The organism is Glycomyces arizonensis DSM 44726, assembly GCF_000482705.1.
GTDB classification, from domain to species: Bacteria; Actinomycetota; Actinomycetes; order Mycobacteriales; family Micromonosporaceae; genus Glycomyces; species Glycomyces arizonensis.
The window spans coordinates 41,757-63,986 of sequence record NZ_KI519476.1 but is presented as its reverse complement, the minus strand read 5'-3'; the positions used below and the strand labels follow the sequence as shown (position 1 = coordinate 63,986).

At 67.8% G+C, this 22,230-nt stretch carries 25 protein-coding genes and 1 pseudogene; 9 read left to right on the top strand and 17 right to left on the bottom strand.

Annotation, left to right across the window (positions count from 1 at the left end):
• Positions 1-291: 291 nt before the first annotated feature.
• Both H613_RS30530 and H613_RS0123255 read left to right on the top strand, forming a co-directional pair.
• Entirely contained in the window at positions 292-1,431 is a 1,140-nt protein-coding gene (locus H613_RS30530; RefSeq protein ID WP_084546919.1) for a polysaccharide deacetylase family protein, read from the top strand.
• Between the two features lie 292 nt (positions 1,432-1,723).
• Positions 1,724-2,158 (top strand): hypothetical protein, encoded by a 435-nt coding sequence (locus H613_RS0123255; RefSeq protein WP_051393755.1) that lies wholly within the window; start codon positions 1,724-1,726, stop codon positions 2,156-2,158.
• A gap of 21 nt (positions 2,159-2,179) precedes the next feature.
• Here H613_RS0123255 and H613_RS0123250 read toward each other — a convergent pair whose 3' ends face one another.
• The 10 genes from H613_RS0123250 to H613_RS29675 all read right to left on the bottom strand — a co-directional run bounded on the left by H613_RS0123250 (position 2,180) and on the right by H613_RS29675 (position 10,419).
• Positions 2,180-2,710, bottom strand: coding sequence for an isochorismatase family protein (locus tag H613_RS0123250; protein WP_026925647.1), 531 nt, complete (start codon positions 2,708-2,710; stop codon positions 2,180-2,182).
• A gap of 129 nt (positions 2,711-2,839) precedes the next feature.
• On the bottom strand, positions 2,840-3,325 hold the full coding sequence (locus H613_RS0123245; protein WP_026925646.1) for a hypothetical protein: 486 nt from the start codon (positions 3,323-3,325) through the stop codon (positions 2,840-2,842).
• Complete coding sequence (locus H613_RS0123240; RefSeq protein ID WP_026925645.1) at positions 3,322-3,807, bottom strand: hypothetical protein; 486 nt, start codon at positions 3,805-3,807, stop codon at positions 3,322-3,324. The genes H613_RS0123245 and H613_RS0123240 overlap by 4 nt, the downstream gene beginning before the upstream one ends.
• 2 nt (positions 3,808-3,809) lie before the next feature.
• Positions 3,810-4,655, bottom strand: a complete 846-nt coding sequence (locus tag H613_RS31220; RefSeq protein ID WP_156926229.1) for a collagen-like domain-containing protein — start codon at positions 4,653-4,655, stop codon at positions 3,810-3,812.
• Positions 4,652-5,983, bottom strand: a complete 1,332-nt coding sequence (locus H613_RS31215) for a hypothetical protein (RefSeq protein ID WP_156926228.1) — start codon at positions 5,981-5,983, stop codon at positions 4,652-4,654. The genes H613_RS31220 and H613_RS31215 overlap by 4 nt, the downstream gene beginning before the upstream one ends.
• A gap of 366 nt (positions 5,984-6,349) precedes the next feature.
• Complete coding sequence (locus tag H613_RS0123225) at positions 6,350-6,793, bottom strand: hypothetical protein (RefSeq protein ID WP_156926227.1); 444 nt, start codon at positions 6,791-6,793, stop codon at positions 6,350-6,352.
• Positions 6,790-7,548: a hypothetical protein gene (locus H613_RS31210; protein WP_156926226.1), complete on the bottom strand. Its 759-nt coding sequence runs from the start codon at positions 7,546-7,548 to the stop codon at positions 6,790-6,792. The genes H613_RS0123225 and H613_RS31210 overlap by 4 nt, the downstream gene beginning before the upstream one ends.
• Before the next feature lie 5 nt (positions 7,549-7,553).
• The gene (locus H613_RS0123220; protein WP_026925641.1) at positions 7,554-7,880 is read right to left on the bottom strand and encodes a hypothetical protein; all 327 of its coding nucleotides are present in this window, start codon (positions 7,878-7,880) and stop codon (positions 7,554-7,556) included.
• Between the two features lie 134 nt (positions 7,881-8,014).
• A complete protein-coding gene (locus tag H613_RS0123215; RefSeq protein ID WP_026925640.1) occupies positions 8,015-9,046 on the bottom strand; it encodes an IS630 family transposase in 1,032 nt (343 codons plus the stop codon).
• Positions 9,047-9,159: 113 nt separating this feature from the next.
• On the bottom strand, positions 9,160-10,419 hold the full coding sequence (locus H613_RS29675) for a pentapeptide repeat-containing protein (protein WP_169732049.1): 1,260 nt from the start codon (positions 10,417-10,419) through the stop codon (positions 9,160-9,162).
• 329 nt (positions 10,420-10,748) lie between these two features.
• Between H613_RS29675 and H613_RS0123205 the strand changes: the two genes are divergently transcribed.
• Together H613_RS0123205 and H613_RS28695 are read left to right on the top strand one after the other, a co-directional pair.
• Positions 10,749-11,075 carry a type VII secretion target gene (locus H613_RS0123205; RefSeq protein WP_026925639.1) on the top strand — a complete coding sequence of 109 codons (327 nt, stop codon included), beginning with the start codon at positions 10,749-10,751 and terminating at the stop codon, positions 11,073-11,075.
• Entirely contained in the window at positions 11,075-12,082 is a 1,008-nt protein-coding gene (locus H613_RS28695) for a hypothetical protein (RefSeq protein WP_035739223.1), read from the top strand. Before H613_RS0123205 ends, H613_RS28695 begins: the two co-directional genes overlap by 1 nt.
• 27 nt (positions 12,083-12,109) lie before the next feature.
• On the opposite strand, the gene H613_RS32845 is transcribed toward H613_RS28695, so the two are convergent.
• Complete coding sequence (locus tag H613_RS32845) at positions 12,110-12,337, bottom strand: hypothetical protein (RefSeq protein WP_084546915.1); 228 nt, start codon at positions 12,335-12,337, stop codon at positions 12,110-12,112.
• A 309-nt stretch (positions 12,338-12,646) separates the two neighbouring features.
• Complete coding sequence (locus H613_RS32840) at positions 12,647-12,958, bottom strand: PAN domain-containing protein (RefSeq protein WP_369333549.1); 312 nt, start codon at positions 12,956-12,958, stop codon at positions 12,647-12,649.
• Between the two features lies 1 nt (position 12,959).
• Here H613_RS32840 and H613_RS32835 point away from each other — a divergent pair, with 1 nt between their 5' ends.
• Both H613_RS32835 and H613_RS0123190 read left to right on the top strand, forming a co-directional pair.
• The gene (locus H613_RS32835) at positions 12,960-13,319 is read left to right on the top strand and encodes a hypothetical protein (RefSeq protein WP_169732047.1); all 360 of its coding nucleotides are present in this window, start codon (positions 12,960-12,962) and stop codon (positions 13,317-13,319) included.
• Between the two features lie 32 nt (positions 13,320-13,351).
• A complete protein-coding gene (locus H613_RS0123190; RefSeq protein WP_026925637.1) occupies positions 13,352-14,458 on the top strand; it encodes a hypothetical protein in 1,107 nt (368 codons plus the stop codon).
• 162 nt (positions 14,459-14,620) lie between these two features.
• On the opposite strand, the gene H613_RS28690 is transcribed toward H613_RS0123190, so the two are convergent.
• The gene (locus tag H613_RS28690) at positions 14,621-15,214 is read right to left on the bottom strand and encodes a TetR/AcrR family transcriptional regulator (protein ID WP_035739221.1); all 594 of its coding nucleotides are present in this window, start codon (positions 15,212-15,214) and stop codon (positions 14,621-14,623) included.
• Between the two features lie 6 nt (positions 15,215-15,220).
• On the opposite strand from H613_RS28690, the pseudogene H613_RS32745 reads away from it, so the two are divergent.
• Positions 15,221-16,171, top strand: a pseudogene (locus tag H613_RS32745) (NmrA family NAD(P)-binding protein); the annotation flags it as partial.
• A gap of 266 nt (positions 16,172-16,437) precedes the next feature.
• Here the strand turns inward: H613_RS32745 and H613_RS32740 are convergent.
• Positions 16,438-16,812 (bottom strand): DinB family protein, encoded by a 375-nt coding sequence (locus H613_RS32740; protein ID WP_342673034.1) that lies wholly within the window; start codon positions 16,810-16,812, stop codon positions 16,438-16,440.
• Positions 16,813-17,153: 341 nt separating this feature from the next.
• Between H613_RS32740 and H613_RS32495 the strand changes: the two genes are divergently transcribed.
• Positions 17,154-18,818, top strand: coding sequence for an ABC-F family ATP-binding cassette domain-containing protein (locus H613_RS32495; protein ID WP_026925636.1), 1,665 nt, complete (start codon positions 17,154-17,156; stop codon positions 18,816-18,818).
• Positions 18,819-18,827: 9 nt separating this feature from the next.
• On the opposite strand, the gene H613_RS28680 is transcribed toward H613_RS32495, so the two are convergent.
• Positions 18,828-19,865, bottom strand: coding sequence for an MFS transporter (locus H613_RS28680; protein ID WP_169732046.1), 1,038 nt, complete (start codon positions 19,863-19,865; stop codon positions 18,828-18,830).
• On the opposite strand from H613_RS28680, the gene H613_RS0123165 reads away from it, so the two are divergent.
• Positions 19,843-20,412 carry a TetR/AcrR family transcriptional regulator gene (locus H613_RS0123165; RefSeq protein ID WP_026925635.1) on the top strand — a complete coding sequence of 190 codons (570 nt, stop codon included), beginning with the start codon at positions 19,843-19,845 and terminating at the stop codon, positions 20,410-20,412. The genes H613_RS28680 and H613_RS0123165 overlap by 23 nt on opposite strands.
• 38 nt (positions 20,413-20,450) lie before the next feature.
• Here H613_RS0123165 and H613_RS0123160 read toward each other — a convergent pair whose 3' ends face one another.
• Together H613_RS0123160 and H613_RS0123155 are read right to left on the bottom strand one after the other, a co-directional pair.
• Entirely contained in the window at positions 20,451-21,278 is an 828-nt protein-coding gene (locus tag H613_RS0123160) for an HAD-IIB family hydrolase (RefSeq protein ID WP_026925634.1), read from the bottom strand.
• A 60-nt stretch (positions 21,279-21,338) separates the two neighbouring features.
• On the bottom strand, positions 21,339-22,133 hold the full coding sequence (locus H613_RS0123155; RefSeq protein ID WP_169732045.1) for an HAD family hydrolase: 795 nt from the start codon (positions 22,131-22,133) through the stop codon (positions 21,339-21,341).
• Between the last annotated feature and the right edge of the window lie 97 nt (positions 22,134-22,230).

The window sequence follows — 22,230 nt, the reverse complement described above, 5'->3', positions numbered from 1 at the left end:
GACGGGCGCCAGACCTCCTCGCCGCCGGGCGGTCCAGACGGGGGCAGTGTCCGGAGCCGACGCCGCCCGACAGGAGTTTCACGGTTCGCCCCTTGCGATCCGGACGGATTCGGTGGACAATTCAATGCGTCCATTCAATCGACGAACATCGATTTATCGTCATCTCCTCATGGCGACCCGGGCCCTCACCCCAGTGCATCGCCGACGCAGTCTGATGCGTCGACCCCGTCGGCAGGATTCGAGCCAGCCCCGGCTCGGCCCCGCCGAACCACACTCCAAGGAGGGCATCCCATGCACGGCATCCGCCGCCGCGTCACCTCGCTGTTCGCGGTCCTCGCCGCCATCGCGGCATCGGCCGTGGCGATCGTGGCCGTCTCGTTCGCCGGCTCACCGGCCTACGCCCAGGCCTGCAACGGCTACGTCGCACTCACCTTCGACGACGGCCCCAACCCCGCCAACACCACCAACCTGCTGAACGCCCTGCAGTCCGCGGGCGTGCGGGCCACCATGTTCAACACCGGCCAGAACGCGTCGAACTACCCCTCGCTGGTCCGCGCCCAGGTGGACGCGGGCATGTGGGTGGGCAACCACTCGTGGTCCCACCCGCACATGACCCAGATGAGCTCCCAGCAGATGGCCTCGGAGATCTCCCGCACCCAGCAGGCGATCCAGCAAGCGTCGGGCGTGACGCCGAACCTGTTCCGCCCGCCGTACGGCGAGACGAACGGGACGCTGCGATCGGTGGAGTCGCAGTACGGCCTCACCGAGGTCATCTGGAGCGTCGACTCGCAGGACTGGAACGGCGCTTCCACCGCGCAGATCGTCCAGGCCGCCAACAGCCTCCAGAACGGCGGCGTGATCCTCATGCACGACGCCTACCAGACCACGATCAACGCGATCCCGCAGATCGTGAACAACCTCAGGTCGCGCGGGCTGTGCGCGGGCATGATCTCCCCCGAGACCGGCCGGGCCGTGGCCCCGGACGGCGGCTCCGGCGACCCGGGCGACGGCGACCCCACCGACCCCGGTGACGGCGACCCCACCGACCCGGGCGACGGCGACACGGTCCTGCTCCAGAGCGTCTCGGCCGGGAAGTGCATCGACGTGCCCGGCGGCAACACCACCGACGGCACCGACGTGCAGCTCTACTCGTGCTACGAGGGGCAGAACCAGCAGTTCACCTACACCTCGGGGCAGCTCCAGGTGCTGGGCAAATGCCTGAACGCGCCTTCGGGAAGCAACGGGACGCTGGCCGAGATCAGCTCGTGCAACGGCTCGGCCGCGCAGCAGTGGACGTTCAACTCGGACGGCTCGGTCAGCAACGGCGCCTACGGCAACGTGTGCCTGGACGTCTACAGCTCGAGCAACGGCGCCCCGGTGCAGCTCTACAGCTGCTGGGGCGGCGACAACCAGAAGTGGAACCGCGTCTGACGCCCGAACGGGCGCGGCCGAACGCGTGACACCGAGGGGCCGCCGGGCGGCGTAGCGCCGCCCGGCGGCCCCGGCGTTCGAGTCACCAACGGGCCGCATGCCGCCCGCACCGGCCGAGGCGGCCCCCAGGCCCCGAGCGCCCTCCGCCCCGCAAGCCCCACCGATCGGTGGCGGGCGAGTCGCCGACCGGAAACGGAATGCGGCGAACCGATGAATTCGCCCTCCGAACGTCGTCTACTTCTGTAAGGCGCGGACGGCAGCGGACGCGCGATACGGCCGAGGAGGGCTCGCCATGGCATCTGTCAAGCAGCAGTCGCACCACGAGGAAGCGCTCGAGCCCCTCATCGGCGATTGGACCGTCGCGATCGGCAACCCCGCCGTCTCGCCGGACCCGATCCCCGCACGGCATCGCTTCGAGTGGACGCTGAACGGGGCGTTCGTGCTGCTGAACTTCACCGTCGACCACCCTCGTTTCCCTGACGCCACGGCGCTGCTCGGCGCCGACACGATGCACTACTTCGACACTCGCGGCGTGGCCCGCAAGCTCAATATGAGCCTCGCTGACGGCGTGTGGAAGCTCTGGCGCCACGACCCGGACTTCTGGCAGCGGTTCACCGGGCGGATAGGCGAGGACGGCGCGTCCATCGCGGGCGCCTGGGAGATGTCCCACGACGAGGGCGCGACGTGGAAGCACGACATGACCATGGACTACACCAAGAACGGCTGACGGCGACTGCCGCCGCTCGCATCAGGCGGCGTCGGCGTCCTTGCGCCACTGGAGCTCAGCGCACGTGGTCACCTCGCCGAACCGGGGAAAGTCGAGGGTGACGGCCGCCTGATGCTCCTCGATCGTCACGGCGGCCATGGCGTCTTCGACGAAGACGAGTTCATAGCCGTGGTCGGAGGCGGCGCGAGCGGTGGACTCGACGCCCAGGTTGGTGGCGATACCGGCGAACGCCAAGGTGTCGACGCCGCGGCGCTGGAGCGACTCGTGCAGACCCGTGCCGTAGAAGCCGCCGATGGAGCGCTTGACGACGATTTCGTCCGCGACCGCCGCGACCGCTTCGACCAGCTCGCTGCCGGGAGGCTGCTCGGCGACGCCGGGCCGCTCCACGCGCACCGCCACGACCGGCGCACCCGCTTCGCGGCTCGCGGCGGCCAAGGTGAGGGCGGCGTCCACGACAGCGCTGCCGGGCCGGGGTGCCAGGGGTTGCCCGACGATCCGGGGCATCAGGTCGATCAGAACGAGCGCGGTACGCGCGGGGTCGAGTTGCGTCATGCCCACAAGGTAACCGAGATGTGCCGTGGCCCGAGTGGCTCGATCGCGGTGCGGTGGGCACGCCATGGGAAGGGCGTGCCCACCGCGAACCGGCGCTGAAGGACTGCCCGGCTCCTCGGTCGGACCGTTCTACGAGCCGACGAGCCAGTGTCTCTGGATGGCCTGGGCCTTGTCGATCACGGCGTCGAAGTCCTCGCGGATCTCCGGCACCGAGTCGGTCAGGTAGCGCAGCACGAGCCGGAGCGCCTCGTGCTGCTGCTGGGGACTCACCTCTTCGAGCAGGTGCGTCTCGCCGTAGACGCCGCGGATCACCGCCTCGACTTCGAGGAAGTTCCGCCGCGGCCCGAACTCGGGACCGGCGGCGCGCAGTTCGGCCATGAAGCGCCCGAGTTCGGCATGGTCGAGCGGGACGGGCTCGCCCAGCTGGTTGATGCCGCCGTGCGGACCGGTGGCGCCCAACCGGTACGTGAGGCACACGATCGCGGTGGCGTGCAGGTAATCGGCCGCGCTGTCGTGGTCGAGTCCTCGGAAGCGCATACGCAAGCGGTGCTCGCCTTCGGCGTCACGGAACGCGACGGCGCGGATCACGGCCCTGTGCAGTTCTTCGGGCGTCACTGTGCCTCCTCATCGTCGCGGAAGCCGAACAGCCCACCGGCGGCGAAGACACCGCTGAGCATCTCGCGGCCGGTCGCCTCGGCGTGTTCGTACAGTTCGGACAGTTCGGCGTCGCTGCGATTGGGGCCGAGGATCATCTGCGCCGCCGTCCACATGCACGGCCAGTGGTCGACCTGCGGGATATCGGTGTAGAGGTGCGTCTCGCCGTAGAAGACGCGGACGAGCGCCTCGGTCTTGAGCGGCGAGACGCCGGGACGCTCGGAGCGCAGGCGTGCGATGAAGCGGTCGAGCTCGGCGCGGTCGAGCGTCTCTCCGAAGTGGTCGATGATGCAGGCGATGAACAGCGTCTGGATGAAGAGCTGGTGCGCCCCGTAGTGATCGGGGTAGATGAGGCGCTCCATCCGCTGGGATTCGGCGCGGTCGCCACGGAGCATCGCGGTCGCGTGCTCGCGGAAGAGCCGGGACCGTTCGGTGTAGTTCACGATCAGCCCTCACATTCCCTGGATTCCCGGGGTTCCCTGGACTCACCGGGTTCCCCAGGTTCCCGGGGTTCCCTGAATTCCTGGATGCAGGAGAACCAGACGCGCACGGCGGCGCGTTTGAGCGCGCGGGAGTTGGCGGCGTCGAAGACCCAGTCACGGTGGGAGCCGTCGCAGACCCACAGGGCGGGTTCGCCGACGACGAGGCCGGTCACGTACCCGAGAAGTGGGCCGTCTGCTGTGCTGGATGTGTTGGCCGCGCTGGCTGTGCTGGCTTCACCGGCCGCGCCGGTTGAAGGGATCGCGGCGGCTGAAGCAGTTGAAGCGGTTGCGACAGGTGCGGCGGGCCCGGCGGACATGGCGGGCGCGGTGGGCACGGTGGGCGCGGCAGTCGGGAGGATCGGGCCGATTGGTCGGGCCGGGTCGACTGGGCCGGTCGACCGAGTCGGACCGGTCGTGTCGGTCACGACGACGGATCCGGTTGGGCCGGTTGGTGGTGCGGGGTCGAGCGGGCCGGTTGGCCGCGTCGGGCCGGTCGCGTCGGTCCTGTCGCTCAGGCCGTTTACGGCGACAGATCCGGTTGAGCCGGTTGGCAGGGCCGAGCCGAGTGGACCGGTCAACGGGGTTGGGGCAAGTGGGCCGGTCGGGCCGAGCGCCATCCACAGGCGCGGGGCGGAGGCGACGGTGCCGAAGCGGACCTCGCGGCCCGCGACGGTCTCGGTGCCGAGCACGGTGAGCCGGGCCGGGTCCGGCGGGTCGGTGACCTCGGCAGGGTCGAGCGGGATCGGCAGCGCGTTGAGCGCGGTGAGGTAGCGGGCGCGGATGCGGTGCGGCGCGTAACGGGAACTCACAGCAAACCACCTCCGGCGACGGGGAGATGAGCGGAGAAGCGGACGGGGAACTGAGCGGAGAACTGGGCATCGTGGCTGCGTTCCCAGACGGCGATGTACGACGTCTTGGCCGCTGGCGCGGTGTGCGAGCGTTCCTGGCGAGGCGTGCCGTGCAAGTGCGACGGATCGGCGCCGATGGCGCTAGTAGTACCGGTGGTTCCAGCGGCAACGGTGCCAGAGGTGACGGTCCTAGTGGCGGTGAAGCCGATACCAGTTCCGAGGCCGATATCGGCGTTGGTGGTCGTGGCGGCCGCGGTGACTGCGGCGGCCGTGTTGGTTGTGGTGGCGATTGCGGCGGCGTCGAGCATGGGTCGACGCTCGGCGGCGAGTGGGCGCGGCGCTGGGACCAGGCCGCACGCCGCGACCCACAGGAACCAATGCAGGGTCCAGAGCAGGCGCGCGGCGAACGTGGGCGGCTCCGGTTGGAAGTGGGCGTCGCGGAACGGTTGGGAGAGTTCGAGGAAACGATGCATGGCGCCCTCCCGGAGCGGCGAGAAGCGGTACAGCGTGTCTCCGTCGTCGATCCTGCCCACGCCGCCGCGAGGGCCGGTCTCGGAGAGGTGTCCAGAGGTGTGTTCGGAGATGCGCTCAGAGACGTGTTCGGGGGCGTGCTCGGAGACGTGCCCAGAGATGAGCCCAGAAGCGTACTCAGTGGTGTCCCAGCGGCGATAGCGGCGGCGGTAGGGGGACGGTTGCCCCTCGTCGACGGGCGGGGACGGTGAGGGGATCGGAGGCGACGACCAGTCGCCGGGTTCGGACGGGGAGGTGGGCGGTGCCTGCCATCGAATGGGCCTTTGCGGGTGCCGTTGCGAGGGCCGGGGAGGTCTGTCCGAGCCCTCGGGGCTCTCGGGATCCTGCGGGTCCTCGGGGTCGGGCAGTTCGCCGCGACGGTGACGGCCGGTGCGGTTGTCCTGGTACCAGCCGGGGGTGCCGTAGGGGCCGGGGTCGAGGGGATCGTAGGGCTTGCCGCCGATCTCGAAGGTGTCGCCGGGCTGGTGGCGTAGGTGCGGGGGTTCGTAGCGCGGCGAGCGCGGGTCGGAGTCGGGAATGGACGGGTCGTAGGTGTCCGGGTTGTAGCGGTAGGCGCCGGGCGTGTTGGGGTCTGCCTTGGGGTCCGCTTCGTAGAAGTTGACGACGGGCAGGGCCGGATCGGGCGAGCGGCGAAGGCTGCCGAGAGACTCGCGTGCCGGGTCGCGCTGCGGTGGGTGAGCGGACGTGAGGCTGGATGTGAGGCTAATCGACTGGCTGTTTTCAGGCAGCGTCGAATAGCGTATGGTCGTAGATGACACAGAAGGTTTCCTTCCTGTGTTCGGAGCCGCCCGGTGGAACTTGATTGGTAGTCCTGGACCACCGGGCGGCAGCTTGCATTCTGCCCTATGAGTTTTTCGGAGCGCCAAGCGCATCCGTCGTGAAGTGTCGTAAGCGAGTTCGTTCGGCTCGTAAACCCCCAGAGCCGCTTCCAAACTCGCAGACGTGTTGACAACATAGTGACTCATGATCAACGCGCCGTCAACACCGGGTCCAAAACCGTCTAGAGAGAAGACGAAGAGAGGGCCAAGAGAAGGCAGAGAGAAAGTGGGGAGAAGACGAAAATGCTTGTGGCGCAAGCTCAAATAACTTACACCACAAGCATTTAGATAAGTCGATAAAGAAGGCTAACCTTCGCTCTGCCACTGGGCCACCAACGTTCCAGCATCAGCAAGATAGTCATCAAGCTTCTCTCGCATCTCAGGCGACTGCCCTACAATCTTGCGGATCGCGAGAAGCTGAGTTCGATACTGCTCCTCAGGCGTGATCTCGTCGAAGAGCTGTTCCTCGCCCATCATTCCGCGAATAAGCCCCTCGACCACGAGCTGTTTCACGGGCGGATCCACATCGCGGTAGTCATACCGCATTTCATCCGCGAACCGCTTTATCGCTTCGATGCTCTGGTCTTCGCTGAACCTGACTCCGAGAGCGCCTGCGAAGAACGCCACCACGAACATGTGGTAATCGCTGAGATCGGATTTCGGAATCTGATCGTAAAGACGGCTTGCTTCCTCCGCATTGCCGAGGGCCGCAGCACGCATGGTCTCACGGAACACTGAAATTTCGGTCATGATCTGCCTTTCCATCTCCGGAGTCCCCGTGCCGCCCAATCGACTACAAGCACGGCCACGACTACGAGAGTACCTGTGGGGTTATGAAGTTCAGCGTGCGTGGGCTGGAATACCGACACGTTGGGGACGGAGTCCGCTACGCCCACGGTCGGGTAAGTGTCGTTCGCGGGAGGCTTCCAACCGGCCTGCATGTCTTCGAACGCAGGCTTGGTGAGCGCATCGAGCGATTTTTTGAAGTCGTTGGCGTTCCGGACCGCACTTCGCGCTCCGCGAGCGAACGGATTCATTTGCTTATCGGCGTCGGCGTTCTCGTGCTCCTTCTGGAAGGGACCCGGAGTGGTCCTGAGCTCTGCGTTGCTCGGTTCCCCGCGTTGAAGCGACAACGGGATCGTATCCGCGCCCTCCGACAAGACCTCGCCGTCCGGCCCGACCACATCCCAACCTTGTTCGCTCGATCCACTTGATCCACTGGAACCTCCCGAACTCTTCGCCGGTGCGCCCGGACCGATCCCGTGGATCGCCGCCATCACCTGCCAGCGCGCCTTCTCCAGACTCCCTTCAAGAACAGCCCTGCCGCTCTCGGCCTCCTCAAGCTCGCGCTCACTACTATCGAGGTTATAGGCTATATCCTCTGCACCGAGATGACGAGCCTTACCGGTCGCGGTCTCCAAGCGCTGCTTGGTCGCCGCGATCTTGGCCGCCAGCTCCGCCACTCGCTCCTTGTCGGCCTCGATCTTCTCGGCCAGCTCACCCATCGCGCTCACGGCGACCGGCCCGCCTGGTCCGCCTGTCCCACCCGACCTGCCTGACCCGACCCACTCCCCGACCCGCCGCCGCCCTTGGCGGCTACGGCCGCAGCCCTGGCCTCGTCGAGCTGCCGTGCCAGTGCGGCGCACTGCGTCTCGCAGTCTTCGAGCGTCTGCTTGGCGGCACTCAGCGCGTGACCTTCTGCTCTGACGCCCAGCGCCTGCAACCGTCCGAGCACTTCCTCGGCCTGCTGCTTGCTCCCCGCGATCAGGGCGGCGATCTCCTCTGTGGCCTGTTTGTCGGCATCGATAGAGGTGATGGCGTCATCTATCAGGCTCATTGCGGGGCAGGGCCTCTCAGGGGTCGGCGAAGGCTCGTCTCCCGACCGCACCGGCACCTCCAGGCATGCCGGTAAGCAGTCAGTGTGCGAAACGTTACTACTAATCCGGAACTGTGAAGTTGGGTTTTCTGGGGTTATTCCGATTGGGCGGCAAGGATGTAGGAAAGTTCGGGGTGGTTGAAGAAGCGCTTGACGGTTCCGGGGAGCTTCTGGAGGCGGCGCAGGGCGCCGAGCGCGACCCGATGCAGGTCGCCTTCGTTCTTGATGACGGCTGTTCCGATACGCCCGTTCTTGACGGTGTTCCAGACCAGTTCGTCTGGGTTGAGCTGAGGCGAGTAGGGCGGCAGGTAGAACAATCGCAGTCGTCCTTCGGCCTGCTCCTCGAAGGCTTTGACGATCTTGGCGTGGTGGACGCGGGCGTTATCGACGATGAGAAACACCGGCTTGTCGGTGGTGGCCATCAATCGCTTGCAGAAATCGAGAAACGCGACAGCGTCGAACGAGCCGGAGTGGAGCCGGAAGCGCAGCTGTCCTTTACGGGAGATCGCCGAGACCATCATGATCGTCTTGCGGCCCCCGACCGGACCCGAAGCGGTCACGATCGGTGTCACGCCTTTGCGGCCCCAGGTGGTTCCGGCATGGAAGCCCAGCTGGATGGCGGATTCGTCGCCGAAAAAGATCTCGGCGCTCTCCTGGCGGGCCTGAGCGGCGATCTGAGGAAAGGTCTCGGTCCGCCATTGCTCGACCGCGGCCGGATCGGCCCGGTCCGAACGGTAACGCGGTCGCTGCGGGGTGAATCCGAGATCGGTGAGGATCTGCCCGATCCACTTGGGCGAGAAAACAATCCCGAACCGCTCCTTCACCAGCGCGGCGGCGATCTCACGGGTCCACAGCCGCGAATCGAAGCCGTGCTCCTCGGGCGTGGTCGACTCGATGATCCCCGCCAGCTCGGCGCGCATCGACGCATCCATCGCGCTCTTGCGCTCGGGCCGTTTGTCGCCCAGTCCCGCGGCGCGGCCCTCGCGGGCCCACCGCGCCCAGTTGTAGACCGAGTTCGGCGAGACTCCCAGTGCCCCTGCGATGAACGCGGCGGTGTATCCGCTCGCTTTCATCTCCAGGGCCCTGATCCGAAGCTCCGCGCTCGCGCGCGGCTTTCCCTTTGCCATGCAAGCATTCTCGCACCACCACCCAGAACCCAACTTCACAGTTCCGGATTAGTAGATCCAGGTCGTCCCCGCAGACCACCTCCGGGAGGGTCGCCCCTCGAAGCGCCCCACCATCACTCCTCAACCTGAACCAGCTGCCAATGATTCCCATCGGGCACCGTCTCCCACCCAGGGGGCCACACATGCGCATTATTCTCGAAAATTCGCTCCACAACCACACCCGTCATTACAAACTGAGGGACAGATCCAAGCACTCCCTCAGCAGAGATTCCTCCGACATGATCGAACCTGGCGCGATCCCCAAACCGCACCCCACCAAACCCGCCAACATCTCTAAACCGTGCTCCATTGAATCCGGCGACACCCACAAACCGCGCCCCATCGAACCAGGCGACACTCCTAAACCACGCCTCACCGAAATCAGCATCGCGCTCAAACCATGCTTCGTCGAACCAGGCATTATCCCCAAACCATGCCTCACCGAACTCGGCATCACCCCTAAACCGCGCCTCACCGAAGCCGGCGACATCCTTAAACCGCACTCCACCAAACCAAGCACCACTCTCAAACCGCGCCCCACCAAACCAGGCGTCACCCTCGAAATACGCTCCATAGAACGAAGCATCACGGCAGAAATGAACACGGCTGGCGTTCAACGTCGGGAGCCGACAATCAGTGAAATTGGCATCGATGAGAGTCGCGCCGGTGAGGTCGAGATGTTCCAGGTGCCAATACTCTTCCGACTCGTCCGGCCTGGTGTCGTCGCGCTCCTCCTCTGGCCGTGGATCTTTCAGGTGTCCAGCCAAGAGTCGCTGCGCGGTCATCCGCACCTCATACTCGTCGGCCGCCTCAGCATCGGCTTTGAGCTGGTCTTCGTCGCGTTCGGCCACCTCCTCGCCTTCTTCCCTACTCGCCTCGCCGATGATCTCGGGCGGCGGCATGTACCTGCGCCGCAGATAGGCGCACCAGACCTCGGCGATCACTTGTCGCTGCTCGGGATGGTTCCTGCCCAACCTGTCAAGCGCGTACAGCCCGCCCAGCCGCACCGGCGCCTTCTCGTGCCCCAGCTGCTCGACCGCCTGCATGTACTGCTCGGTGATCCGCCGCTGCTCGGCGTCATACCTCACCTCATCGGCGACCCGCTCCTGATGCCACTGCCGTCTCGTGAACAACCCCAGCGTCGCAAGCCCGCCGAAACCGAAGCCGATCGTGAACACCGTCCTTATCGCGCTCGCCCGGTCCTTCGGCTCGCTCGCGGACAACGGGTCCACCAGCAACCACGCCCCAACTCCAGCGAAGGCCATGACACCCACCGCACTCACGACAACCCATTTCCACCAACGCGATCCGGATTCGCTGCGCGACTCTCCCATGTCGCCAGTCTGCCGCGTTCCCGCACCCATGTGGTCCCCCAGACCTCTCGCCACCGTCTGGTCCGGCTTGCCGCGGTGTCTCCGAGCGCCCCGGCAGCTCCACCGCGGGCAGCACGACAGCCGCCAGTACAACCTCAGGCTGTGCAATCTCAGACCGTGCAATCCCAAACTGTGCAACCTCAGGCTGTATGACCTCACGCCGTCCAACCCCAGGCGGCATGACCTCAGTGCGACCTCATACCGCGTTGCACCCTGCGCATACACTCCGAATCGAGCAGTGCCCGCTGCTCGCCACTTGCCGTCACACCCCCCAACCGAGGTGATGCCCGATGTCATGGATCGACGTCGACGCGGAGAAACTCAAACAGGCCGCGTCCGGCCTCCACCAAGCCGAAGGCGAAGTCGAAGCCCTCGCCGACTACGCCAAGGAAGCCGACCCCGATTGGTGGATGTGGGGCGTCGCGGGCATCGTCATGGCCCCCATCTACTTCGGCGTCGCCGAGATCTTCCACTCCTCCATCGGCGACGCCCGAGACGCCGTCTCCGGCCTCGCGACCCGGCTCGAAGACTGCGCCGACGAACACGAAGGCAACGACCAGGCGATCGCCGCCGAACTTGAGAAGATCGGCCAAGAACTCGAAGGAGACGGCTCCTGATGTCCGACGGAACCGAAGCCCCCACCTGGGACAACAACGCCCCCAAGCAGTCGGCCACTGCCAACGAGGGCAGCGCCTGGGTCCCCAGCGGCACCGACGCGTGGAAGGCCGTCACCGGCCAGGGCTCACCCTCCACCACCACCCACGGCGCCTCCGGCATGAACATGCTCAGCAGCGTGGCCTCCCCGGCGGTCGCCGTGCAGAACACCGTCACCAACGTCGGCAAGATCGACAGCCTCACCGACTGGGACGGCTACTCGAACCTCATCACCGGCCTCGCCGGAGACATCACCGGCATCCAGGGCGCCGCCGAGAACTTCTGGAGCATGGTCGAGGGCATCACCGACCCCAAGTTCGACCCCGTCCAGTGGCTCGCGGGCAGTCTCATCGACTTCCTGATCCAGGTCTTCCAGCCGCTCGAAGACCTCGTCGGCATGGTCTCCGGCAACGAGACGCGCATGCGCACCTCGGCCTCGATGTGGAACACCGTGTCCGCCGGCGCCCCGCAGGTGGCCGACTACGTGAAGTCCATGAGCGACGACAACCTGAGCGACTGGGTCGGCACGGACGGCGACGCCGCCCGCATGCGGATCGGGGAGGCCAGCGAGGCCATCCGCGGCATGGGATTCATCGCGGTCGGGCTCGAAGGCATCCTCGGGTGCATGGCCGACCTCGCCAAGGCCCTGCGGCAGGACATCGTCGACCTGCTCGCCAAGGGCGTCTCGTGGGCCCTGACGCGGCTGCTGCCGCAAGTGGCCGCCGCGGTGGCCACGTTCGGCGCCACCATCGCCACCGCGATCGCCGACGCCGTTTACAAGGTGGCGTCGCTGGTGATGCGGGCGATCTCGCGGATCAAGCAGGCCAGCGAGATCTTCGCCAAGGCCGCCAAGGTCATCGGCACCATCAACGAGGTCCTCACCAAGATCAAGCCGGTGCTGGAATTCCTGAAGAACTACAAGCAGGGCATCAACGCGGTCGCGGGCACGGTCGACCAGATCGGCGCCTGAATTGCCCGGCCTGATCAAGCGGTTTCGCTACATACCGACCGGGCAGCGGGAGTACTGGCTCGCCGCACACCCGGTCGGCGGGTTCGAGGTGCGCGAGAAGGCGCGGAACCCCGGCCCGGGGCGCGGCCTGATCGAGGTGCGGTCCGACAGCAGGCGCACTGCGCCCGGCGCGGTGCCCGGGCCGCAGGACCGTCCGAGGCCGTTCACGCCGCTCATCTTGATCGACGGCAGGCCCGCGGCGACGGGCTTCGGCACCGGCGTGATCGAGGTCGAGTCCGGGTCTCGGCTCGTGCAAGTGCAGTGCGGCGCTTCGGGGGCTTACACGCGCGTGGACGTGCCGTCGGCGGGCCGGGTCGAGGTGTCCTCCACCGTCCCCGAGTGGCTCGACCACCGGACGGGCGAGCGTCGCACCTCGGATTTCCACCGGCAGTTCGCGATCGAGCCGAGCGAGTGGGACGGCGAGGTTGCGGCGGCGTCTCTCGGGCACTGGCGCGCCGTCGATCCGGGCGATGCGCGGCGGCCCCGCTCTGAGCCGGGCATGGCGGTGCTCCGGCTCGACCTCGCCTATGTGCAGCGCCCGAGCGAGGAGAGCGTCGAACTCGGGCTCACTCCCGCGGATCTGGCCGACGAGGGGCCCGGGGAGCGCGAGGGCACTCGTCGGCTGAAGCCGTTCCAGACGCTCAAGGAGCAGGTGGGCGAGGACCTGGAGAACCTCAGCGAAGAGCAGCGGCGGATCTGGAGCGAGCACGTCGCGGCGCAGCGGGAGATCTGGTCGGAGACGGGCAAGGCCAAGGCGTACGCGAAGCGCGGTCTCGATCTGCTCGGGGAGTCGCGCCGTCCCGTGGTGCGGCCGTGGGTCGATCCTCCGCGGGTCACCGTGGGCGACTCGTCGGTCCCGGCGATCTGGGGCGTGAACGAGTACCGGTTGGCGGCGGGGACGCATCTGATCGAGGTGGCGGTGCCGCCACCGCCGGAGGCGATCGGCCGGGGCGCCGAGGTGTCGCTCGGCGGCGATGCGCGGCTCCTGTTCGAGCTGGAACTGCCCGAGGGCACGATGACGACGATCGAGGCGATCGCCGAGATCGCGATGGCGGTCGACGCGGAGGGGACCGGGCTCGCCTCCTATGCGGCGACGATCAAGGCCGTCTTCGCGCCTGAGGCGTTATCCGAGAGCGACTCGGGAGCCGCGGTGGGGCGGCGTCCACCGCGTGCCTTCCTCTCGGCATCGCACCCATAGACTCTGAATGGTCGTCCCCCGGAGGTGTCCCCGTGGATTCCAGCACCGAACCGATCACCGCATGGGTGCGGCAGAGCGCCGCAGCGCCGCGAGAGCCCCAGCCGCTCGTCCAACGTCCGCTCCGTCTGCGCCGCAAGCTCGCCATCGCCGTCCGCGACGGCGTGGCCGAGGCCGCGGCCGTCCTCTACCCCGAGACTCCGCAGGCCCGTGAGCATCTGGCGGCGCTGCTGCTCGAAAGCGACTCGGAGACATGGCCGCTCGTCGACGGCACCGATCCGATCGATCTGGTCGCGGCCGTGCGGGAGTGGCTCACCGTCGCCGATCCGGATATCGCTCCCGGTTTCGGTCCGGTCCGTGGCTTCGGCTCTGACTCTGGCTCTGGGTTTGACACCGACACCGATCCTGGCGCCGATCTTGATGCCGACGCCGGACCGGCAGACCGCTCCCCCGCGATCCATCACGCGGACCATCCGCTTCTGATACCGCTGTGCGTCGGCACCATCGAGTCCATTCGGAGGCAGGCGGTGCGCGGCGGGGACGACGCGATCCTGGCGCTCTGGCTCGACTTCGAAGAGGCGTCGGGCATCGACACGTCCCGACTCCCCATGGTCTCGCTCTACCCCGACGACGAAGACGAACCGCCGCCCGCCGATCCCGCCCTCGGCGAGCTCCAAGGCGCGTACAGCAGACGCCGCCTGCCATCGCTCGTGCCCTGGGTGGTGGCACTGGCCTGCATCGGCATCGCCGTGGACCTCGCGAAGCTCACCGAGGCCCAGCCGGGCTGGATATCGGGCGTCCTCCTGCTCGCAGTGGTCGCGTTCTTCATCGGCCGCGCGTGGACGAGCGGCGACGACGAACCCCGTTCATCCGATGTGGAGCTGCTGGAGGTGTACGAGCACGGCCTCGTGGTCAACACGGCGACCGGCAAGGAGTTCACGGTCCGCTCGGTGCGGCTCTGGGCGCCGGGCGAAGGCCCGATCGACCATCGGACGCGCGGGCTGAAGCTCGTGTGGTCGTCCGGCGAGGACGCCGAGCCGGTCTTCACCGACCTGGACGAGTTCGCCTCGTCCCGGTCGCTGAAGCGGGCGCTCGTCCAAGGCGACTTCGTCCGGGCCGAGCCGCCCGCGATGGAGAACTGACCGCATCCGGAGACGTGTGCGGCACAAGTGGGCCCCAAACATGCCCGTCAACTCGCGTCCAGCCCGAGCAGGGAATTACCCTAAGGAAAGCGCTCTCATTCCATCTCCACAGCGCATCGTTTCCAATACGACAAATCCAATACGACACCCATTGGGCAACGCTCAACCTTCTCGAAGGCGCAGGCCGTCGATGAGGACTTCGACGTAACGGACGCTCGCCTCTCGATTCGCCTCGGTCGAGAGTTCAGACATATGACATGTGATAAGGCTGATGAGCCGCAGCAGTTCCACACCGTCGATATCGGTGCGCATCGCGCCCTCGGCCTGGGCCCTGCGTACCGCCTCCTCGAATCGGGCAAGCCATGCCGCGGTGAGCGCCCGCAGTTCCTCGTCCTTGTCGCGATGCTCGGCGAGCCAACCGCGCAGAGCAGCCGAGAGCGCGCCTAGTTCAGGCTCGGCGCAGTGGCGCATGAGGCAGACCAACGCCTCCCAGCCGCTGGCAGCCTCGTCGAGCACCTCGGCGGCGATTCGGCCCGTGCTGCGGAACATGTCGGCGGCGACTTCGCGCACGAGGCTGTGGCGGTCCGGGAAACGGCGGTAGAGAGTCCCTACGCCGACGCCCGCGCGCCGGGCGATCTCCTCCATCGGCACGTCCGGCCCGCGCTCGCCGATGAGCGCGGCGGCTCCGGCGATGATGCGCGCGCGGTTGCGCTGAGCGTCGGCGCGCAGGCGCGGCGTCTGGGCGGTGGAAGTCATGCCCAGATGATACTGGAAGATTTCCTTCCGCTTATGCTAGCGTCGTCCTTAACCGGAGGAATTTCCTCCACTTATCTCGGAGGCGACATGATCCTCGTGACAGGAGCGACCGGCTCGACCGGCAGATACCTTGTCCGGCAACTGAAGGAACGCGGCACTGCGTTCAGGGCCCTGGTCCGCGACAGGGCCAAGGGCGAAGCCCTCGGCGCAATCCCCGCCCAGGGCGACCGCACCGCGAATGACCGCATCCCGACTGACCATGGCGCGAACCGCCGCGCCGAGGGCGGCCATGCCGTGAGCGAATACGCCATCGGCGACTTCGACGATCCCGCTTCGTTGGCGGCCGCGATGGTCGGTGTCGACCGCGTCTTCCTCGCCTCCCCTGGGGCGCAGGCCGTCGAGGGCGAGCAGCCGATGATCCGGTGGGAGCGGAACGTCATCGACGCGGCGAAGGACGCCGGAGTCCAATACATCGTCAAGCTGTCGATCTGGAACGCCGCGCCCGGCCGCCCGATGTCCGAGGGCGGCCACGGCGTGACAGAGACCTACCTCAAGAGCTCGGGCATCGCATGGACGATGCTGCAACCGGGCGGGTTCATGCAGAACTTCCTCACCCCGACCGCCGGCCTCACCGACGAGCACGGGAATCTCATCGGCCCCGTGGGCGAAGCACCTGTAGCCTTTGTGGACACCTATGACCTCGCGGCCGCAGCGGCCGCTCTGCTCACCGAGGCACCGCGCCCGGGAGAGTCCTATGTGATCACCGGCCCGGAGGCGCTCGCCTATCGCGAGATCGCCGCCAAGCTCTCGATGGGCCGTGGCCACCACGTGGGGTTCGTCGGGGAGACGAGTGAGGCAATCGCGAAACGTCTTCGCGGCTTCGGCCTGCCCGAGGGCCCCGCTCACGAACTCGCCTCGCTCTACGACACGCTCGGCGCGGGCGCCTACAGCGAGACCACCGACGCCGTCGAACGCCTCACCGGGATCGCCCCGCGCAGCTTCGACCAGTTCATGGCCGCCAACGCCGAGGCGTTCCCAGCCCTCGCCGAAGCGAAGGGCTGGACCGTAACCGCTCGGTATGCCTTAGGGACGCCATTCGGGGTCGCGGCCGGTGATCCCGATGAGCCGGTCGAACGGCGAGGCATCCTCCCCGACCTCCACGACCGGGCCATAGACGCCCTCCCTGGCCGCTTGGTCATCGGCGTTCTGCCCGTTGAAAGCGGTCAGCACCTCGATGAACTCGGGTTCGAGCCCGTAGTCCTGTCCCGTGGCCCGTGCCAGGTCCCAGCCGTGGATGGCGACCTCATTGAGCGCCACCAAACCCATGGCCTGAGCGGGGAGAAGGTCACGCCTCCGGCGGTGGCCTCGCCTTCCCAGGCGTTTGGGTCGGCCCACGCCTCGGCCAGCACAGCGAGCCTGCGCGGCAGCTGCGTCCGCCATTCTGGCATCACTTCAGGAGCGGGCGCCGGGGGCGGGGCGTCGGTGAGCGGGCTGCGCTCCTTCTGCGCCGCGCTGGTGAACGCCCCGGCGAGGCCGAGCGCGTGGTTGAGCATCGCCCCGACCGTGTACTCCTCGCACGGGGTCGGGCCGGACAGCATGCCATCGTCGATGCCGTCGAGCAGCGCCGTCATTCGCTCGGTCACGGGTTTGAAGTCGATCACCGATGGGGTCATGAGGTTCAGTCTCCCTGCTCTTCGTGCGGTTCGGTGCCCGATGACTATTACAACGTCATTCGGCTCGGAAATCCATCGCTGTTCGGTCAGGAGATTCATCTCGGAGCCTCAATTACGACCGTCGAGACGGAACCGTTCCGTCGCGCGACGGGCTGGAAGAGCGCATCGCACAGTGGGGATTCGAGATCGCATGGCAAAGCGGGATCACACCCGCGGCTCGCGCAAATGCCTTTGACGCCCGTCCCTCCCGCCGCCACAATCGCCGCATGGGCTTCGTGGATCTCTCCGGCATCGGCTATCACCTCTCCGACGGGACGACGCTGTTCTCCGACGTGTCGTTCCGCGTCGGCGAGGGCGCGAAAGTCGCCCTGATCGGCGCCAACGGCACCGGCAAGACCACGCTGCTCAACATCGTCACCGGCGTCCTGGCGCCCGATTCGGGCACCGTCTCCCACGGCGGCGGGCTCGGCGTCATGCGCCAGCTCGTCGGCATGCGCGAAGGCGTCCGCCCGCTCCGGAGCCTCGCGATCGCACTCGCGCCGCCCCAGCTGCGGGCCGTCGCCGAGCGCATGGCCGAGACCGAGCGGCGCCTGGCCTCCGAGGCCTCCGATCCCGCGGCCGCCTCCGAGAAGACGCAGCTCGACTACGCCCAAGCTCTGGCCGACTGGGGCGAATCGGGCGGTTACGAGTTCGACGTCCTGTGCGACACCGTCTCGGTCTCCATCCTCGGCCTCCCTTGGGAGGACACCAAGGATCGTCCGCTGCGGACGCTCTCGGGCGGCGAGCAGAAGCGGTTCGCGCTCGAATTGCTGCTGCGCGGGCGCGACGAGGTGCTGGTGCTCGACGAGCCCGACAACTTCCTCGACGTGCCCGCCAAGCGCGAGCTGGAGCGGATGATCCGCGACTCGGACAAGTCGATCCTGTTCGTCTCGCACGACCGCGAAGTGCTCGCCAACAGTGCCGAATCGATCGTGACCCTGGAGGCCGGGACCACCTGGACGCACGGCGGCGGCTTCGCGACCTGGCACGACGCCCGCGTCGCGCGTCACGAGCGGTTCGAGGAGCTGCGCCGCCGCTGGGACGAGGAGCACCACAAGCTCCGCGAGCTCATGCTCATGTACAAGAACAAGGCGGCCTTCAACGCGGAGATGGCCTCCCGGTACAAGGCCGCGCAGACGCGGCTGCGGAAGTTCGAGGAGGCCGGGCCGCCGCCCGCGCCACCGCGCGATCAGAACATCAAGGTGCGGCTCGAAGGCGGGCGCACCGGCAAGCGCGCCGTCATCTGCGAGCAGTTGGAACTGGAGGACCTGACCTTCCCGTTCGATCTTGAGGCCTGGTACGGCGATCGCGTCGCCGTGCTGGGCGCCAACGGCACGGGGAAGAGCCACTTCCTGCGGCTGCTCGCCCAGGGCGGCTCGGACCCCGAGGCGGGCCTGGCCGCGAAGCGCTCGCTCGACCCGGTGGCGCACAGCGGCATCGCGCGTCTCGGTGCCCGCGTCTATCCGGGACACTTCTCGCAGACGCACGAGCATCCCGAGTTCGACGGCCGCACGCTCCGCGAGATCCTCTGGGACGGCGACGAGGACCGGCCCTCGCTCGACCGGCAGCGCGCGATGAGCGCGCTCAACCGGTACGAGCTCACAGGACAGTCCGAGCAGGACTTCAAGACCCTCTCCGGCGGCCAGCAGGCCAGATTCATGGTGCTGCTGCTGGAGCTCTCGGGAGCGACGTGCCTGCTGCTCGACGAGCCGACCGACAACCTCGACCTGGCCAGCGCCGAGGCCCTGGAGGCGGGCCTGGCGTCGTTCGAGGGCACCGTGATCGCGGTGACGCACGACCGGTGGTTCGCGCGCGGCTTCGACCGCTACCTGGTGTTCCAGAACGACGGCGAGGTCGTCGAGTCCGACGAACCGGTCTGGGACGTCCGCTGACGAGACGGCCTACGCCTCGCGGCCATGGCGCAGAGCGAACAGCGCGACCACGACGGCGACGGCGGCGAGGACGGTCCCGGCCGTGAAGGCGGCGGCGATACCGTGCACGAGGATCTCGTCACCGGCGGCCGGAGTCCCGGATGCGGAAGCCGATCGCCCGGCCTGCGGATCGCTGAAGGCGGCGAAGACAGTGACGAGGACGGCCAGGCCGACCGAGCCGCCGACCTGCTGCATCGCCTGGAGCACGCCCGAGGCGATGCCGGTGTCCTCCGGCGGAAGACCGGACACGATCATCATGTTCAGCGGCATGAAGCACAGGCCGACGCCCAGTCCGAACAGCAGCAGGGGACCGAGCAGCCCGGTGGCGTATCCGGTGGACGAGGAGACCTGCGTGAGCCACGCGCTCCCGGCCGCGATCAGGCCCGCGCCGGTGACGGTGACGGGTTTCGGCCCGAACCGCGGGAGCAGGGCGGGAGCGGTGCGGGCGGCCAGGTACTGGGCCACCGCCAAGGGGAGGAACGCGAGCCCGGCCCGCAGCGGGCTGAACCCGAGGACGCTCTGCGTGAACTGGGTCAGGAAGAAGAACACCGCGAACATGGCCGCCGGGATGAGCAGCATGTTGAGGTAGGAGCCGGCCCTGTTGCGCTGAGTGAACAGCCACATCGGCACCAGCGGCCGGCTCGTGCGCGATTCGACGACCAGGAATGCGGTGAACGCACCCGCGCCGATCGCCAGAAGAGCGATCGTGGGCGCCGAGACCCAGCCGTCGGACGCGCCGCGGATGAGCCCGTAGACCAGCGCCGCGATGCCGATGGTGGAGGTGATCGCGCCGATGAGGTCGAGACGGGCGGGGTGGCGTCGCGGCTCAGGCAGCAGACGCGGTCCGAGCAGGAGGACGGCCAGTCCGATGGGCACGTTGATGAACATGACCCAGTGCCAGGAGACCTCGGTCAGCAGGCCGCCGAGCATCAGCCCGGCGGCGAGCCCGGCACCGGAGATCGCGGAGTAGACGCCCAGAGCGCGGTTGCGGGCCGACGCACGCCGCAATCTGCAACGCCTGCTCGCCGAGGCCCGGGCGGTCTTCGCGGAGCGCGGCGTCGAGGCATCGTTGGAGGACATCGCTCGACGCGCCGGAGTGGGCATCGGCACGCTGTACCGGCATTTCCCCAACAGGCAGGCGCTCATCGAGGCCACGTTCCACGACATCGTCGAGAGCCTCCGCGTCAGCGCCGAGCAGCTGCACCAGTCCGAGTCCACGCCTCCGTACGAGGCGCTCATGACGTGGATACGGCAGTTCACCGCGTACGCATCGGCCAGCCGCGGCGCGGTGGAGTCGATCCAATCGGGCGTCCTCGACGGGCAGTCGCCCCTCGGTGAGTCCTGCACGGCGATGCGCGCCTCAGCGGCGGGGCTGCTCGCGCGGGCTCAGGACTCGGGCGCGATCCGGCCCGATCTCGACATCTCCGACCTCTTCAAGCTCCTCAACGGGATCGCCTGGGTCGCCGAGCAGACGCCCGACGCCGACGTGGCCGAGCGGCTCCTGAGCCTGATCACCACCGGACTCGATGTGAGGCCGGAACGCACCGCCCGATGACGGACCCGCGTCCCGTCGAATCGAACCGCGCAAGGCACTCAAAGGAGATCGAGGAGTTCCTCGATGTACTGGGCCACCCCGTCGTCGTCGTTGCCCGCCGGGGCGAGCTCGTCGGCGGCCTCCTTGACCCAGGGGTGGGCGTGCGGCATCGCGACGGCGTGCCCGGCCTTGCGCAGCATCGACAGGTCGTTCGTGGCGTCGCCGAAGGCGAGCACGTCGTCCCAGTCGATGTCGAACTTGTCGAGGACCACCTGGATGCCCGCGGCCTTGCTGACGTCGACCGGGCACACCTCGAGAATGCCCACGCCGGACTCGGTGACGGTGACCTTGTCGGCGTCGACGACTCCCTTGGCGACCGCGAGCAGATCGGGGCCGCTGATCGTGTCGGACACGAAGTAGCCCTTGACCATCGGACCGGCGAAGGCCTCTTCGCGCGGGGCGACCTTGAGCGTGACGGCGGGCCAGGGCCAGTTCGGCATCGCGTCGCCGGAGAGCGGGCGATCGGCGGCGGCCGGCTCGGCGATCGCGCGCAGCGGACCGGCCTCGTTCTCGATGAGCCGCAGGGCCTCGTGGATGAGCTCGCCCTCGACCGAGCGGTTCGCGAGCTCGACTATCGAATCGTCGTAACGGCATTCGTAGACGAACGCGCCCTGCGCCATGACGAGGAAGTCGGCGGAGGGAATGTCGTTGCGGCACAAGTCGAGCAGGCGCGGCCCGCGACCGGTGGCGCCGACGACGATGACACCGGAGGCGGCCAGGCGCTTGAGCGCGGCCATGCTCCGGGGGGAGACCGTCTCGTCCGAGCGGACGAGCGTGCCGTCCAGATCCGTGGCGACGAGCCGGGGAGCCTTCGACAGGTTGATCATGCATCCTCCTTGGTTGTCGAGCTTCGATCCGCCACCACTGTTCGCTTGTCGCGACCGGGGTCAGAACCACCGCCGCAATACTCGCGCGACGCCGTCGTCCCAGACGGAGGGGGCCACTTCGTCTGCGGCGGCGCGCACCTCGGGAACGGCCTGGCCCATCGCCACCGCGTGTCCGGCCCACTCGAACATCGTGAGGTCGTTGTGAGCGTCTCCGAATACGACGGTGTCGGCCGATGATACGCCGTAATAGTCGGCGATGCGGGCGAGTCCGGACGCCTTGGTCACTCCGGGCGGGCCGACGTCGATCCAGCCGTTGAAGCCGACCTCGACGTGGTAGTCGGCCACGTCGAGCGCCGCGCCCGCGGCCAGGCGCGCCGCGTGGGGGCAGCGCGTGCCCGAGCCGTAGGGGTTGTCGGAGGCGATGCGCGCGACGAAGCGCCCGGTGGGACGCGCGAAGAGTTCTTCGAGGGTGATCTCGCCGGCCCACTTGGCGTGGAAGTCCCGTTTGAAGCCCTTGGTGTGGTACCAGCCCTCCAGGTCCCATTCGACCGCGAACTCGACCGTCTCGTCGGCGGCGACGAACCGCTCGATGGCGGTGCGCGCGTCGATGGCTTCGCGGTGGGAGATCTCGCCCAGGGCCAGGTCGTATTCGCCGGCGCCGTGGGAGTAGGAGGCGAAGCCCATGTCCAGGCCGAGGTCGTCGGCGGTGCGCACGGCACCCCAGGCGGCCCGGCCGGTGACGATGACGACGGGCACGCCGGCGTCGCGGACGGCGCGGATCGCGTCGACCACGGCCTTGGTCGGGCGGGTGGGCTCGTGGTGGTGGTAGTCGACCACGGTGCCATCGAGATCCACTGCTACGAGTTTGGGCGGGATCTCTCTGAGCGGTGACGGGGCGTTATTTGACACTCCACAACCGTAACCCCACCAAGGTGAACGGCAGGGGCCCGAG